This is a genomic window from Eubacterium sp. Marseille-QA0814, from assembly GCF_965119675.1.
Taxonomy (GTDB): domain Bacteria; phylum Bacillota; class Clostridia; order Lachnospirales; family Lachnospiraceae; genus Eubacterium_G.
The window spans coordinates 2395770-2410937 of record NZ_CBCPMG010000001.1 but is presented as its reverse complement, the minus strand read 5'-3'; the positions used below and the strand labels follow the sequence as shown (position 1 = coordinate 2410937).

Here is a 15168-nt window from a genome sequence, read left to right as displayed (position 1 = left end):
CACCATTTTCGAAATTACTCTTTATATTTTGTGCCTATTTTTCTGCCATATAGAACTCTTGTCTCAATATCTTTTGAAGTGTTATAGAAATATGTTTCAGGAAGTTTTACTTTGTCCTTTTCAACTAAAACAACAATAGTTGAACCGCCATATAAAAACATACCCTTTTCTTCGCCACGTTTTATCAAACCTGATTTTTGGTGGTTTTTGATTTTTCCAATCATCATTGCACCCACTTCTATTTGAGCAACTGTTCCAAAATTCTCAGTTTCAATAATTGAATATTCTCTGCTATTTTGTGCAAACACCGGATATTTATTTACGGCAATAGGTCGCACTGTATGAAGTATTCCCTTAACCGGCTTATTTTCCACAATCTCGCCATTGTCAACATAGCCGTATCTGTGATAGTCATCCACACAAAGTCTGAACACCATACAAATTCCACCATTATAGTCAGGCGCCTTCTTACTGTCCGGTATTAAATCTGCCACTTTGTAATGACTTCTCTTAATATTAAAAGTTGACTTTTCATCAATCCTATAAACGGACAATCTGCTGTCGCAAGGCGAAATAAAAGCATCGCTACTGTATTCCACCGGTCGCTTCTCCGGTAAAATCTTTCTTGTAAAACATTCATTAAAAGAATGGTATTTTACCTTTTCATAATCCCCCATGTTTATACCGTTGTTTTTGATGAAATTTTTAATATGAATTTTAGATATTGGAGAATCCATATAAGCCCCACCAATTTTTGAAATGATGGGGCTTGTAAGTATTTTCAGCACCACACGACCTGGCACTGTATTATATAAAAATTTTAAAATTCCTGATTCGTTATTATTTTCCATGTTACTCTCTATTATTAATAAACTAATCTATTTGTTCTATGCTTACCGCATTAACTCATTTATAAATTATCTTGCAAAATGTTTTACAACTATCATAGCTATAAATTCTAATGCACCTAAAAATACCATAAAATACAACATTGCAGTTCCCGGTTTCTTAAGCTTGAATTTCAAAACAAATAAAACCGCTACAATTATAAGAACTATGTAGTATGCAAAAGAAATATTAACACTGTTAATATATAAAATATGTCTTAGTAAAAGAAATGCCGGGAAAATAAGTGCTGTAGATGTAACAGGTAAACCATAATAATACTTGTTATCTCCTACGCAATCTCCCTGTGTTTCTTCAACAGTAATGTTAAAATATGCAAGTCTGATTAACGCTGCTAATACAAAAAATGCACTTGCAATAACGATAACTGCTTCAGGTATTGTGCATAAAACACTAGGTGGCTTAACCATTGTTGCACCAGCCACTCTGCCTGCGTCAAACATATCTCTTTTCCAAAGTCCCATACCTATACAAACCGGTAAAACACCAAATGCTACCAAATCTGACAATGAGTCAATCTGAACACCAAAATCTTTTTCTTTTTTTGTTCTATTTTTCTTTGATCTTGCCACTCTACCATCAAAAGTATCAAACAATCCACATAAAAGTAGAAACAATACTCCAAAATAAGGGTGACCATGTCCTGAAAGTGATACCAAGATTCCCATTACTGCAGAAAGTAGTGAACCGTATGTAAGTATCACAGTATAATCCCAAATTCCTATCATTTTATCTTGTGTTTCATTCCTTTCATTCCTCTTAACAAATATGCAACTAAAGTAATCAATCCACAAATTAATATACAACAGTAGAAAGAAATTCCTCTACTTAAAAGTTCAATGCTAATACTGTCTTTAACCAAATGTCCAAATCCGTCAATGAACAAATAATCTGCTGCTCCAACTGCTCCCGGTATTGGCACGCTGTTAGAACCAATTACAACAAATCCCTGAGCTGCAAAAGCATCTACCACCTTTGTTCCACCAATTCCAATAAACACACAAATAGAAACACCAATCAGTGACAATCTTTGTAATAAGTTGTAAATAAATGCCACGAAAATGTGTTTCTTATGACTGCTTATTGCCTGAGCACACTCTTTATATTGCTTTTCAACATGCTTTAATTTTTCCTGTCTTTCCTTAATGTTCTTAACTAAATGTAGTTTCTTAAACAATCTTAAGAAAAAGTCAGCGCACTTTGTAATGATTTTTTCCTTATAAACTAACAACAAAAAAGTTGTTAATAAAACAAATTGTACTAACGCTCCAATAAATATCATTATTTTTGAAACGATACTAAAATGCATAACCATAGTTGGTCTTAAAATGAAGCAAAGCACTCCTATAACAATAATTGAAACTGTATATAATGTCAAGTTTACCAGCAATATGATAGTGGTTACAGCCCCAGGAACCTTGTCCTTCATCATAAAATATGCTGATGCCGGCTGTCCACCTGTTGCTGATGGAGTAATTGCTGAGAAATAAATGTCTGATGATGAATATACCAAACATTTTCTAAAAGGTCTTTTGTAACCAAATGTTCCACACAAAACCTTAAGTGCCAAACCTTCGAATACAAAAAATCCGCACATACACACAAAAGCCCCAAAAATCCAGCCTGGGGAAGCTGATTTGATATAGGAAATAAATCCATCTATTGTGAAAGATTCATTTGTTCCAACAATTGCGTATATTGTTAATCCAATCAGTGCTAACAATACTAATGACCATAGCACTTTACTTTTCATATCTTTCATAAACACCTTTTCTATTAATAGTAAGCCTGCAAAGGCTTGTTTACAGTTACCTAACTAGTTTTTTTGAAAAGCCTATCTTCTATTATAAAATAAATCTTTGATAAATTAAACCTTCTTGATAAAAACAATCCAAGTTCCACTACCACAATGGCTGCCACAACATCTAAAACTACATGCTGTTTAACCATAAGTGTTGAAGCAAACACAAGAATTGCTGCTACAAACATAAATATTTTGTAGCCCTTTCCAACCTTTTTGCACTTCATTGCTCCTCGAAAACAAATCCAGTTTTCAAGACAATGTACTGATGGCAATAAATTATCAGGACTGTCCATACTATATATTAATCGTGATAACCACTGAAAAAATCCTGTTCCTGTTACCTCCGGTCTTATAATTGTTGTAGGTATTGCAATGAAAGCAACTAAACAACATAACTTTGCAATCTGCTCTGCCGTCAAAACTTCATAACAGACCTCTCTGCTCTCTCTTCCTATTACAATAAATCCCACAATCCAAACCACGTATGCCAACACATAAACTGACATCATAAACGGTGTAAACGGAATCATGTGATCTATTGGTAAACTTAAATCATAATGATACAAACCCGTTGTAAACAATCTGGTACCAAAATATGTAAACGCATTTAATCCTAAACATATTATTAAAGGTAAAAACGCATATTTTGGCAAAATCTTATATATTCTTTGCAAAATCCAAACCTCTTTCCTTTTAGTTTATACTTCTAAGTTTTTGCCCTTATGGTAAAGTAACACACTTTATCTATAACCGCAAGAAACTTAAGAATTTGTTTACAATTTATTAACTTTTCAAAGTGGCAAATTTCTAGTTGAAATTCCCCTAAAAATATTGTATTCTTTACTTGTAAATTGAAAATCGTCCATGCGACTGGCGGATAAGTGGAGTTCACCACAGGGAGCATGGTTTTAAGAATGTAAGTCGACCGCCTGGGCAACCTCTCTGGTTACCCAGGTGGTTTTGTTATTTTAAGGAGGATTTATTAAATGGAAATGTTATCTCTTGAAAATGAATTAAAAGAAAATTCATATCCGGGACGTGGAATTGTTATTGGAAAGTCTCCAAACGGAAAGTTTGCAGTAACAGCTTATTTTATTATGGGTCGTAGCGAAAACAGCCGTAATCGTGTTTTCGTAACTGAAGGTGAAGGAATTAGAACACAGGCTTTTGATCCTTCAAAGTTAGTTGATCCAAGTCTTATTATTTACGCACCTGTTCGTGTTCTTGGAAATAAGACAATTGTAACAAATGGAGATCAGACAGATACTATTTATGAATTAATGGACAAGCAGCAGACTTTTGAGCAGTCACTTAGAACTCGTGAATTTGAGCCTGATGGTCCTAACTACACACCTCGTATTTCAGGAATTATGCATGTTGAAGACGGAAAGTATAACTATGCAATGTCTATTTTAAAGAGCAACAACGGTAATCCTGATGCTTGCAACAGATACACTTTTGCTTATGAAAATCCTGTTAATGGAGAAGGACATTTCATTCACACTTACAAATGTGATGGTAATCCTCTTCCTTCATTTGAAGGTGAACCAAAGTTAGTTCCTATGATGGACGATATGGACGAATTCACTAACATGCTTTGGAACAGCTTAAATGAAGACAACAAAGTTTCTCTTTTTGTAAGATACATTAACATAGAAGACGGAACTTATGAAACAAAAATTATTAACAAAAATAAATAATCAATTATGCTTATTATCATAAAATTATAATTTATTAATATTTTGTTCAGGCTCTTTCTGAACAAATGCTGTTAATGATTATAATTATTAGTAGCCATTAAAATTGTAACTAAAGAATTTAATAATTATAACTAAAGAATTTAATTAGGAGTGCTTATGAAAGAATTAGAATTAAAATATGGATGTAACCCAAACCAGAAACCTTCACGTATTTATATGGAAGAAGGTGAATTACCAATCAAGGTTTTAAATGGAAAACCTGGATACATTAACTTCCTTGATGCTTTTAACGGCTGGCAGTTAGTTAAGGAATTAAAGAAAGCTACAGGTCTTCCTGCTGCTACTTCTTTTAAACATGTTTCACCAGCCGGTGCTGCTGTTGGACTTCCTTTAAGCGAAGTTGAAGCTAAAATTTACTGGGTTGATGACCTTGGAGAATTATCACCACTTGCATCAGCTTATGCAAGAGCCAGAGGTGCTGACAGAATGTCATCTTATGGTGATTTCATTGCTTTATCAGATGTTTGCGATGTTTCTACAGCACAGGTTATTAAGAGAGAATTCTCAGACGGAATTATTGCACCAGGCTATGAACCTGAAGCTCTTGAATTATTAAAGGGTAAAAAACGTGGTGCTTATGCTATTATCGAAATTGATCCTGACTATGTACCTAAGAAGCTTGAAAGAAAAGAAGTTTTCGGTATTACTTTTGAACAGGGACGTAACGAATTAAACATTGATGATGATTTCTTTAGCAATGTTGTTACAGAAAATAAAGAACTTACAGAACAGGCAAAGATTGACATGGCTATTTCAATGATTACATTAAAATATACTCAGTCAAACTCAGTATGTTTTGTTAAAAACGGACAGGCTATCGGTGTTGGTGCCGGACAGCAGTCACGTATCCATTGTGTAAGACTTGCTGGACAGAAGGCTGACAACTGGTTACTTCGTCAGTGTCCAAAGGTTCTTAATCTTCCATTTAAAGAAGATATGAAGAGAGCTGATAGAGACAATGCTATTGACCTTTACATTGGTGATGAATATATGGATATTTTAGCTGATGGCGAATGGGAAAGAGTATTTACAGAAAAGCCTGAAGTATTTACTAAGGAAGAAAAGCAGGCTTGGCTTGCACAGGCTGAAGGAATCACATTAGGTTCTGATGCATTCTTCCCATTTAGCGATAACATTGAAAGAGCTGCAAAGAGCGGTGTTAAATATGTTGCTCAGCCAGGCGGTTCTATTAGAGACCAGGATGTTATTGATGCATGTAACAAACATGATATGGTAATGAGCTTCACAGGACTTAGATTATTCCACCACTAAATCACTAAGATTTGATTAATTTATAGATATTTACAAAATTCCACCCCTTTATGATTTTATTAGTTGCAAGGGGTGGAATTTTTTGTTTTTGCCATTTTCTGTTTTTATTTGATTTGAATTTTTCCACCCCTTTTTGATTTTATCATGCTCAAAGGATGGAAAATTTTGTTTTTTCGTTTTTCTGTTTTTACTTTGTTTGAATTTTTCCACCCTTTTTAGTTTTTATCAGCCTCAAGGGGTGGAAATTTTTGTTTTTGCGTTTTTCTGTTTTTACTTTGTTTGAATTTTTCCACCCCTTTTAGTTTTTATCAGCCTCAAGGGGTGGAAATTTTTATTTTTGCGTTCTTCTGTTTTTACTTGGTCTGAATTTTTCCACCCTTTTTAGTTTTTATCAGCCTCAAGGGGTGGAAAATTTTGTTTTTACGTTTTTCTGTTTTTACTTGGTCTGAATTTTTCCACCCTTTTTTGATTTTATCATGCTCAAGGGGTGGAAAATTTTGTTTTTGCGTTTTTCTGTTTTTACTTTGTTTGAATTTTTCCACCCTTTTTAGTTTTTATCAGCCTCAAGGGGTGGAAAATTTTGTTTTTGCGTTTTTCTGTCTTTACTTAGTTTGAATTTTTCCACCCCTTTTAAATTTTATTATGCTCAAGGGGTGGAAAATTTTGTTTTTGCGTTTTTCTGTTTTTACTTTGTTTGAATTTTTCCACCCCTTTTTAATTTTATCATGCTCAACGGGTGGAAATTTTTGCTTCCTTATTTTTCAAACTTTTCTTTTGTCTAAATTCGTTAATATTTTCCATTTATTTCTTAATTCTTTGTTAATTTTTTGTGTATTGTATGGATTTACCATTGTTTTTTTGGTATGATGTTGTTCGGTATGAAAAAGAACTACGGAGGGATTTTATATGAATATTTTATTTTTTTTAACACCAAAAGAAAAAGTTGCACATACAGATACTGATGATACATTACGTCAGGCTTTAGAAAAAATGGAACATCATGGCTACTCAGCCATTCCACTTTTAGATTTAGATGGTAAATATGTTGGTACTATCACAGAAGGTGATATGCTTTGGTATATTAAAGATAATGATTTTCCAAGTTTAAAAGATATGGAAGATATTTCGATTTTGGATGTGGAACGTAAAAGAGATAATGAAGCTGTTAATATTTCAGTTTCCATGGATGAGCTTGTAAACAAGATTACTAACCAGAACTTTGTACCGGTAGTAGATGACCACAATGTATTTATAGGCATTATTACCCGTAAAGACGTTATTCTTTACCTTGCCAACAAGGAAATGATTGAAAACAAAATCGTCAGCTAATAATTCGAAAAGATAATAATTCGAAAAGATAATAATTTGAAAATGCTGATTTAACCTGATGCTTCAATATGATAATAGCTAAACAGCTAATACATAATTTAATTTATGGATATTAATAAGTAAAAAGTTGAACAGCTTATACATAATTTAATTTATGGATATTGATAAAGTAAAAAGTTGAACAGCTTATACATAATTTAATTTATGAATATTGATAAAGTAAAAAGTTGAACAGCTTATATATTTCAGTTTATGAGTACCAATAAACAAAGAGCTAAAATTTGTTTGAATATGATACGCAACCTATGCAAATCTATGCAGGAGCAATATCAAATTATCAAACATTTTTAGCTCTTTTTTTTAACAACTTAACAATTTATTTTAATTTATTTATTTTAATTTATTTTCTATTTATCTTATTTTTTTTCTATTTGTTTATTTGTATTTATTATTTTTCTCTTGTATCTTTTTAGTGTCTTTCTTTTTTAAAAAACTCTCAGATCACGTTAATATTTTTATAAATTATAAATGATTATTATAATTCTTTATGCTTTTTGAAATACTCTTTTGTTTCTTTTGCCACAACACCACTTAATACAAACAATGCGATTATGTTAGGAATTGCCATTAAACCGTTAAAGATATCGGCAATTGTCCAAACTGCTGCAACAGTCATGTATGGTCCAATGAATACTGCAAGTATGTATAACCATCTGTATACTTTTACTGCTTTTTGATTTCTATTTGTTAAATATTCTAAGCATCTTTCACCATAGTAATTCCAACCAAGGATTGTTGTAAAAGCAAAGAATACTAAACATACCATCAATATAAATGCTGAAACTTCTGCAGGTAAGAAGCTTAAGCCCTTCTGGAATGCATCAGTTGTAACCTGTACACCTTCGATTCCTTTTACCTGATATGAGCCCATCATTACAATTGATAAACCTGTTAAAGTACATACAATAATTGTATCAATGAATGTACCTGTCATTGTTACTAATCCCTGACGTACAGGTTCGTTTGTTTTTGCTGCAGCTGCTGCGATTGGTGCTGAACCAAGTCCTGCTTCATTTGAGAAAATACCTCTTGCAATACCTTTCTGCATTGCAATACCAATTGCTGCAAGCACACCACCTGCTGCTGCTTTTGCACCAAATGCATATTCAACGATTGTTGCTAATGCACCAGGTAATTTTTCTATATTTGCAATAATTAACACAAGTACAGTCACAATATATAAAACAGCCATAAATGGAACTACTACCTGTGATACTTTAGAAATTCTCTGAATACCACCAATTACTACCAAACCTACTACAAAAGCTAAAACTAAAGCTGTAATAACTGTTACGATTGAATAATCATTTCCAATTATATTAACTGCATGTTCTTTGTTTGGATCAAAGAATGATAATGTTGCTGATGCAATTCCGTTTACCTGTGTAAATGTTCCGATACCAAATAAACCTACGCAAGCTCCAAAAAATGCAAAGATTTTTGCAAGCCATTTCCATTTGTGTCCCATACCACTTTCAATGTAGTAGAAAGGTCCACCAAGAACATGTCCTTCCTTATCAATTGTTCTGTATCTTACTGCCAAAAATCCTTCTGCGTACTTTGTTGCCATTCCAAAAAATGCCGCAACCCACATCCAGAATAATGCACCGGGACCACCAACTGCTGTTCCAAGTGCTGTACAACCAATGGCTGTAGCTACACCAACAATGTTACCTGTTCCTATAGTCGCTGATAAAGCTGTACAAAGTGCTCCAAAACTACTTACTTCCCCTTCACCTTCCTCTTCATTTAAAAACATAAACCTAAGTGCCTTTGGCAAATGCACTATCTGTAAAAGTCTTAAACGAAAAGTAAGGTAGATGCCTGCTGCGAGAATTAACACTATAAGTGGAACTCCCCAAACCAAATCATCTACCTTAGTTAAAAAGTCTCCTATTGCGTTCATAACGTCCTCCTGTCCTTTTGCCTGAGAGATTAACAGAATTCATAAAAGATTTAAATTCTGCCGTACACCTTCGGCGTCTGAGTCAACAAAAATCTCTGTCATCAGACCTCTCCAGTTGTTGTCTATACTCCTTTTTGACAACGCACTTTCTATTGTAAGACTATAGAGGAATTAATGCAATAACATTTTTTACATTTTTTTCATATTTTCGACACAAACGCTAACCTAATGCTACATCTAATGTCATCATTACCGTAAATCCTAATGCGAAAAATATTGTTCCCCAGTTAGAATGTTTTCCTTCCGCCATTTCCGGAACAAGCTCTTCCACAACAACATACATCATTGCTCCTGCTGCAAAACTTAACAGATAAGGAAGTGCCGGAATTATAAAGCTTGCCGCCAATATTGTAATTACTGCCGCTATTGGCTCCACTGCCCCGGATAAAACTCCATACAGAAAAGCCTTTCCTTTTCCATTACCTTCTGCTTTCAAGGGCATTGACACAATGGCACCTTCCGGAAAGTTTTGAATTGCAATCCCAATGGAAAGTGCTAAAGCACCCATTTCAGTAATGCCACTTTTCCCTGAAAGCACACCTGCAAAAACAACACCGACTGCCATTCCCTCAGGTATGTTGTGAAGAGTTACCGCCAACACTAACATGGTTGTTCGCTTAATCTTCACTTTGGGGCCTTCTGTTTCATTACTGCTTACGTGTAAATGGGGAATTGTTTCATCTAATAACAATAGAAACAGGATTCCTAACCAAAAGCCTATAAAAGCCGGTAAAAAAGCAAATTTTCCCATATTTTCCGACTGTTCAATTGATGGAATAATAAGACTCCATATTGACGCTGCCACCATTACGCCAGCTGCAAAACCTGTTAATATTTTTTGAATTTTTATATTCAAATCTTTTTTCATAAACAATACACAAGCTGCTCCTAAAGACGTTCCTAAAAAGGGTATTAATATACCCTGAATGATTTTTAAATCCATATTTTTCTCCTCATATAAGTTATTGATTTCATACACTAAAATACACTTATACTAACCTGTATTAATTTCTACTTACATAAATTACATTAATTTATTTTTTAATCCTTTTATCATATAAGTTTTTATAGTATATGCATTTTATTTCATTCTTTTGTATAAAACTTATATGATTTTACATTTATTAGCATACCACATTATCGAAATTTTTGTTTTGAGTTTTTTGTATGATTAATTATTTTTTTGCAATACTAATATAGAAATTTATTTTTAGGAGGTCATTATGGAATTATCAGAAAAAGAATTATCAGTAATTCAGGATTTATTAAATGAAGAAGAGCTATTAGTGAAAAAGTTTACAATGCTTGCTAATCATAGTCAGGACGAAACAGTAAAACAGCAAATGCTTGATATTGCCCAGAAGCATCAGGGACATTTTAATGGAATTTATTCTTATTTGAATAACTAATCAGAATTTGTTTGATACTCAAGCAGAATTTATTTTGATGGCTAATCAAAACTTATTTCATTAGCTAAATAATCAGGAGGTTTTTATGGAAGAAATTTATACAGAAAAAGAAATTTTAGGGGATGCCCTTAACACTGAAAAGAACGCAACTGCATTATATAATCTTAGTGCAAATGAATGTGTACACGAAAATTTAAGATCCACAATGATGGATTTGTTACAGAAGGAACATGAAATCCAGACAGATGTATTTAACCAAATGCATACAATGGGCTTTTATCCTACACCTGCTGCTGAGTCAAAGAAAATTCAGGAAGCCAAAACCAAATTCCAGTGTGGATATAAAGCTGTGTAGTAGATGATAGCATTGTAATTGCAAAACTATATTGCATATAAACAGTCTAATAATTCCAAAGCTACATGGCATATCAGCTGTAGCGTAATTAACAAGCTATACAGTAGCTATAAACTACATGGTAATTACAAAATATATAATAAAAAGAAACCTTCTCATATATTCCCGAAAAATCATTACTGTAATTTTTCAGAATCGCTATGAGAAGGCCTCTTTTTTATTTTTAAAATCTTTTATGCCTTTATGGCTCTTTTATTCTGTCGGGATATCATCTGCTAGCATTATGGTCACTGCATTTTGTTGGGATGTCATCTGCTGGCATTGTGGCTCCTGTATTCTGTTACCATAACGTCCACTACCATTCATATTCTACAATCTGGCAGTTTTTAATTCCAAAAGCTGCGAATTCTTCATTGCTCATATTATAAAAATATGACTGCACAATTCTTGAAATTCCATTATGAGCAACCAACAAATATGTTTTGTCTGTCTGTTCCTTTAGTTCATCCAAAAGACTATATATTCTTGCTGCCATTTGTAGCATTGTCTCTCCACCATCAAAATCGTAAATAAAATTTTGTTTTGCCTCTTCAAATTCTTCTCCATGTCTTGGAGTTGATTCATACTTGCCAAAATTCTGTTCTTTCAAACGCTGTTCTACACGTAGTGGCACACCTGTGATTTCTGCTATGTGTTTTGCAGTGTCAGCCGCTCTTGACAAAGGAGAACATAGAATTTCATCTATCTGTAAATTTTCTGATTTAATTTTTTCTCCAAGTTCAATTGCCTGTTTGTGTCCTAATTCTGTTAGTGGACTGTCTGTTGCTCCACAAATCTTGTTTTCAACATTCCAAACTGTCTGACCATGTCTTGTAAAATATATATGCGCCATTATTTTTTAATCTTCACTTTCTTTGGTTTTGACCATTTATTGCTGCCTACAGCTTTTACTCTAACATAAAGTTTTGATTTATTTCTCAAAACTGTCTTCTTAATTGTAAGCTTTGTCTTTTTAACTGTCTTCTTTAATATTATCTTTTTAAACTTTTTGCTCTTAGAAAACTGTACCTGATACTTTTTAGCGCCTTTTACTTTCTTAAACTTTAAGCTTACTTTTTTAGAATTTTTCTTCTTTGTTGCCTTCTTTACAGTAGTTTTTCCTAACTGTTTCTTTGTAGCCTGTATGCCCTTAGCGGATGTAGCCTTATTTGTTGTACCTTCATTTGATGTAACGTTATTTGTTGTACCTTCATTTGATGTAACGGTATTTCCGTTACCTGTAGTTGTTGGACGATTAACTGTTTCTGATTCAATTACTTTTCTTGTTGTTGAAAAGCTTACATTTGAAATGCTAATTGTATTCTTTGCATTAGAATCTACAGTTTCTTCGTTTCCTTTTCCAAGACCGTAATATAAATACAACTCTGAAGTATAATCCGCAGGTATTGTTACGTCAAGACTTAAATGGTAAGGGACACCTGCTTTTACATTAATTGTTCTGTTTTCTAATACAGGTGAGTCATGCTGTCCATCATCATTTCCTACTACTTTAACTACAAGCGTTCTGTCTATGTCTGATGTAATAGTTGCATTGTATTTGTATGTATAGCCTGGATAATATTTAAGAGTTCCCAGTGATGCCTGCGCAGCCCATCTGTCAGTTCCTAATTTATCCAAAGCAACTGTTATTCCTTTGTTTGTTGCGTCAGTAATTGTACCTGTAACTCCGCCACCCCAGCTATTATTTTCTGTATCAAAATAAGTTCCGAATTTTTTATCTGTATTAGCAACTAAGTCTGTATCTTCGTATGAAACTTTTGTAATTGTTTCAACGGGACTTGTTGCAGGTGCCTTAGTAGTTGTAGCCGGCTTTGTTGTTGTGTTAGCTTTTGTTGTTGTACTAGGAGTAGTTGTATTTGTTCCATTTCCCTGCTGATATACTCTCAAATAATCAACATACATTGTTGCTGTCTTAAATGTTGCATCATTAGCTGTAACATTGTTAGTAAATCCTGTACCCGGTCCGGCAATAGCAAGGTTAAATAAGAAAAAATGTTCTTTCTGGAAGCAATATGCATTATTACTTGTAATTGACTGACTTAAGTATGTCTTTCCGTCTAACTGCCATTCCATATGATTAGCATCCCATATTAGTGTATATGTATGCCAACCGTTAATTCCATTATTTTCATTGTCAGTGTAATATCCAAAAGCTTTTTCTGCACCTTCAAAACCACTTCCATATGAGCCATGTGAATAGGCACCATTTAAACCGTTTGTATTCCAATGAAGACAACCACCTACATAGTTGTTGGAATTGGCATGTTCCATAATGTCAATTTCCCCACAATATGGCCAACCAACTCCTTCGTTCATGTTTTCGCCCATCATCCAATATGCAGGCCAAACACCATCCTGATTTCCGTTTTCTACTTTTATTCTGGCTTCCATTTTTCCATATTTAAAATATTTCTTGCCCTTTGAAATAATTCTACCTGATGTATATTTCTGTCCACCATAATTTTCTTTTTTTGCAATAATCTGTAATGAACCGTCTGCTACTCTAACATTGTCAGTTCTGTTTGTATAATATTCAATTTCTCCATTACCCCAGCCCCAGTTTCCGTTTCCAATTTCGTATGACCATACAGATGTATCAAGAGATGTGCCGTTAAACTCATCTGACCATACCAAGTTCCAATTGTTTGCAGCTTTTACACTCTTTGTTTTTGTTTCGCCAATTGTAATTCCTGATACAGCTACTGCCAGTGACATTACAACAGCCCCCACTTTTTTCGCTATTCTTTTCATGTTTTTGTCCTTGTACTTTTGCTACCTGATATAATGTAACAAATAACTTCCTTTCCCAATCATAATTGTTAATTAAAAATTACTTTCCGCCTTTTCTGAATTATCTGTAAAATTCATTCAACAAAACTTTTCAATAAATTTCCCATTAAACAAAAATTATATTTCTATATAAACAAAGAAAAATGTTTTTATCAAGTATTTTTATGCAATTTTTCAAAAAAAAGCAGCTACACTTTTGTGTAGCCACCTTTTTGTACCCTATATACATTTAAGAAACAAATATAACAGGGAGTGTGTTATTTATCTGACATCAACTTTTTAATTCCTGCCTTTAAGCCATTAACTGTCAATGGATACATGTCTATGATTTCCTTAATGGCTCTTTCTGATTCCATCCAGTAATTCTTTGTTAAATCACCATGGAATGATGGATTAAGCCAAATGGTATGTGGATATTTCTTCTTAAACAACTGAATCCATTCGTGTCCTGAAAGTCCGTTATTAGGCCCGCTGTAATTTCCGTTTTTGTCGTAGTATTCTTCCGGCGCCATTCCAGCATCACCTACAACTATAACCTTGTAATCCTTGTCATAGTTATTAAACGCATAAGTTGTGTCAATCCATTCTCCCGGAGCACACTCAGGTGTTTTGTATAACTTTGCGTAAATACAATTGTGAATGTAGAAAGTTTTTACGTCCTTAAAATGATTTGCTTTATTTACTGCCTGAAATAGCTGGTTGCATAATTCACTGTAAGGATACATTGACCCACCACTATCAAAAATTAGCATAAGTTTAACAGAATTCTTTCTAGGCTGCTGAAACTCAAGTTTCAGATAACCACCCTGATTACAGGTAGAAGAAATGGTCCCGTCAATATCTAACTCTGTCTTTGGCAAATCCATTTTTCGTGAATACTGGCGTAATTCCCTGAAAGCCACCTGAAACTGTCTCATTGTAAGTTTAGTGTCTCTTCTGAAATCTCTGTAACGTCTCTCACCCATTACGGCAAATGCTGTTTTCATTCCGGCTTCATTTCCAAGTTGGATTCCACCTGCTACATGACCGTTTTTACCAAAAGCCGAACCACCGCCTGTACCAATCCAGTGATTTCCACCGTTATGCTCAGTGTGTTGCTCGCCTAATCTTTCACGAAACATTCTGTGAACTTCTTTTGCCTCACGCTCTGTACGTTTATCTACAAAATCTTCAGGATTAGTTAAACGAACTCTGTCACTGTCGTTATGGAGCCATTTGTTTAATTTTTCCATATTTAATTTATCAGTTTTGATATTTTTAAAATACTCTAAAAAAGCAGAATCTAATTTATCATAATCAGCTTCGCTTTTTACAAGCACTGTTTTACACAAGTAATAAAAGTCAGTAAAATTGGAATGTGCCAGCCCCTTATCTAAAGCTTCCATAAGAGTAAGCCATTCTGTTGTAGATATATCCAATCCATTACTTTTCAATGTGTAGAAAAATGGTGTAAACAT

The 15168-nt window shown here is 33.7% G+C and carries 14 protein-coding genes and 2 riboswitches; of the genes, 5 read left to right on the top strand and 9 right to left on the bottom strand.

Annotated elements, in window-relative coordinates; genetic code table 11:
• Positions 1-14: 14 nt before the first annotated feature.
• From ACQY63_RS11100 to ACQY63_RS11085, 4 genes are all read right to left on the bottom strand, one after another.
• Entirely contained in the window at positions 15-851 is an 837-nt protein-coding gene (locus ACQY63_RS11100; RefSeq protein ID WP_022164659.1) for a phosphatidylserine decarboxylase, read from the bottom strand.
• A 66-nt stretch (positions 852-917) separates the two neighbouring features.
• Positions 918-1634: a CDP-alcohol phosphatidyltransferase family protein gene (locus ACQY63_RS11095; protein WP_302689837.1), complete on the bottom strand. Its 717-nt coding sequence runs from the start codon at positions 1632-1634 to the stop codon at positions 918-920.
• On the bottom strand, positions 1631-2668 hold the full coding sequence (locus ACQY63_RS11090; RefSeq protein ID WP_302689838.1) for a lysylphosphatidylglycerol synthase transmembrane domain-containing protein: 1038 nt from the start codon (positions 2666-2668) through the stop codon (positions 1631-1633). The genes ACQY63_RS11095 and ACQY63_RS11090 overlap by 4 nt, the downstream gene beginning before the upstream one ends.
• A 50-nt stretch (positions 2669-2718) precedes the next feature.
• Positions 2719-3384, bottom strand: a complete 666-nt coding sequence (locus ACQY63_RS11085; RefSeq protein ID WP_302689839.1) for a phosphatidic acid phosphatase — start codon at positions 3382-3384, stop codon at positions 2719-2721.
• A gap of 182 nt (positions 3385-3566) precedes the next feature.
• Positions 3567-3652, top strand: a riboswitch (ZMP/ZTP riboswitch).
• A 44-nt stretch (positions 3653-3696) separates the two neighbouring features.
• Here ACQY63_RS11085 and ACQY63_RS11080 point away from each other — a divergent pair.
• From ACQY63_RS11080 to ACQY63_RS11070, 3 genes are all read left to right on the top strand, one after another.
• Entirely contained in the window at positions 3697-4410 is a 714-nt protein-coding gene (locus ACQY63_RS11080) for an IMP cyclohydrolase (RefSeq protein ID WP_302689840.1), read from the top strand.
• Between the two features lie 156 nt (positions 4411-4566).
• Positions 4567-5742 (top strand): phosphoribosylaminoimidazolecarboxamide formyltransferase, encoded by a 1176-nt coding sequence (locus ACQY63_RS11075; RefSeq protein ID WP_022164654.1) that lies wholly within the window; start codon positions 4567-4569, stop codon positions 5740-5742.
• A 906-nt stretch (positions 5743-6648) separates the two neighbouring features.
• A complete protein-coding gene (locus ACQY63_RS11070) occupies positions 6649-7071 on the top strand; it encodes a CBS domain-containing protein (RefSeq protein ID WP_022164616.1) in 423 nt (140 codons plus the stop codon).
• A 535-nt stretch (positions 7072-7606) separates the two neighbouring features.
• Here ACQY63_RS11070 and ACQY63_RS11065 read toward each other — a convergent pair.
• Both ACQY63_RS11065 and ACQY63_RS11060 read right to left on the bottom strand, forming a co-directional pair.
• The gene (locus tag ACQY63_RS11065; protein ID WP_412622040.1) at positions 7607-9037 is read right to left on the bottom strand and encodes an alanine/glycine:cation symporter family protein; all 1431 of its coding nucleotides are present in this window, start codon (positions 9035-9037) and stop codon (positions 7607-7609) included.
• Positions 9037-9162: riboswitch (glycine riboswitch) on the bottom strand. It overlaps the preceding gene by 1 nt.
• Before the next feature lie 95 nt (positions 9163-9257).
• Complete coding sequence (locus tag ACQY63_RS11060) at positions 9258-10040, bottom strand: ZIP family metal transporter (RefSeq protein WP_022165991.1); 783 nt, start codon at positions 10038-10040, stop codon at positions 9258-9260.
• A gap of 280 nt (positions 10041-10320) precedes the next feature.
• Between ACQY63_RS11060 and ACQY63_RS11055 the strand changes: the two genes are divergently transcribed.
• Both ACQY63_RS11055 and ACQY63_RS11050 read left to right on the top strand, forming a co-directional pair.
• Positions 10321-10506 carry a hypothetical protein gene (locus tag ACQY63_RS11055; protein WP_022165992.1) on the top strand — a complete coding sequence of 62 codons (186 nt, stop codon included), beginning with the start codon at positions 10321-10323 and terminating at the stop codon, positions 10504-10506.
• 85 nt (positions 10507-10591) lie between these two features.
• Positions 10592-10861 (top strand): spore coat protein, encoded by a 270-nt coding sequence (locus tag ACQY63_RS11050; protein ID WP_022165993.1) that lies wholly within the window; start codon positions 10592-10594, stop codon positions 10859-10861.
• Positions 10862-11216: 355 nt separating this feature from the next.
• On the opposite strand, the gene ACQY63_RS11045 is transcribed toward ACQY63_RS11050, so the two are convergent.
• From ACQY63_RS11045 to ACQY63_RS11035, 3 genes are all read right to left on the bottom strand, one after another.
• Positions 11217-11753, bottom strand: a complete 537-nt coding sequence (locus tag ACQY63_RS11045; protein ID WP_022165903.1) for a histidine phosphatase family protein — start codon at positions 11751-11753, stop codon at positions 11217-11219.
• The gene (locus tag ACQY63_RS11040; RefSeq protein WP_428245234.1) at positions 11753-13672 is read right to left on the bottom strand and encodes a glycoside hydrolase family 16 protein; all 1920 of its coding nucleotides are present in this window, start codon (positions 13670-13672) and stop codon (positions 11753-11755) included. Before ACQY63_RS11040 ends, ACQY63_RS11045 begins: the two co-directional genes overlap by 1 nt.
• A 296-nt stretch (positions 13673-13968) precedes the next feature.
• Complete coding sequence (locus ACQY63_RS11035) at positions 13969-15168, bottom strand: hypothetical protein (RefSeq protein ID WP_022165905.1); 1200 nt, start codon at positions 15166-15168, stop codon at positions 13969-13971.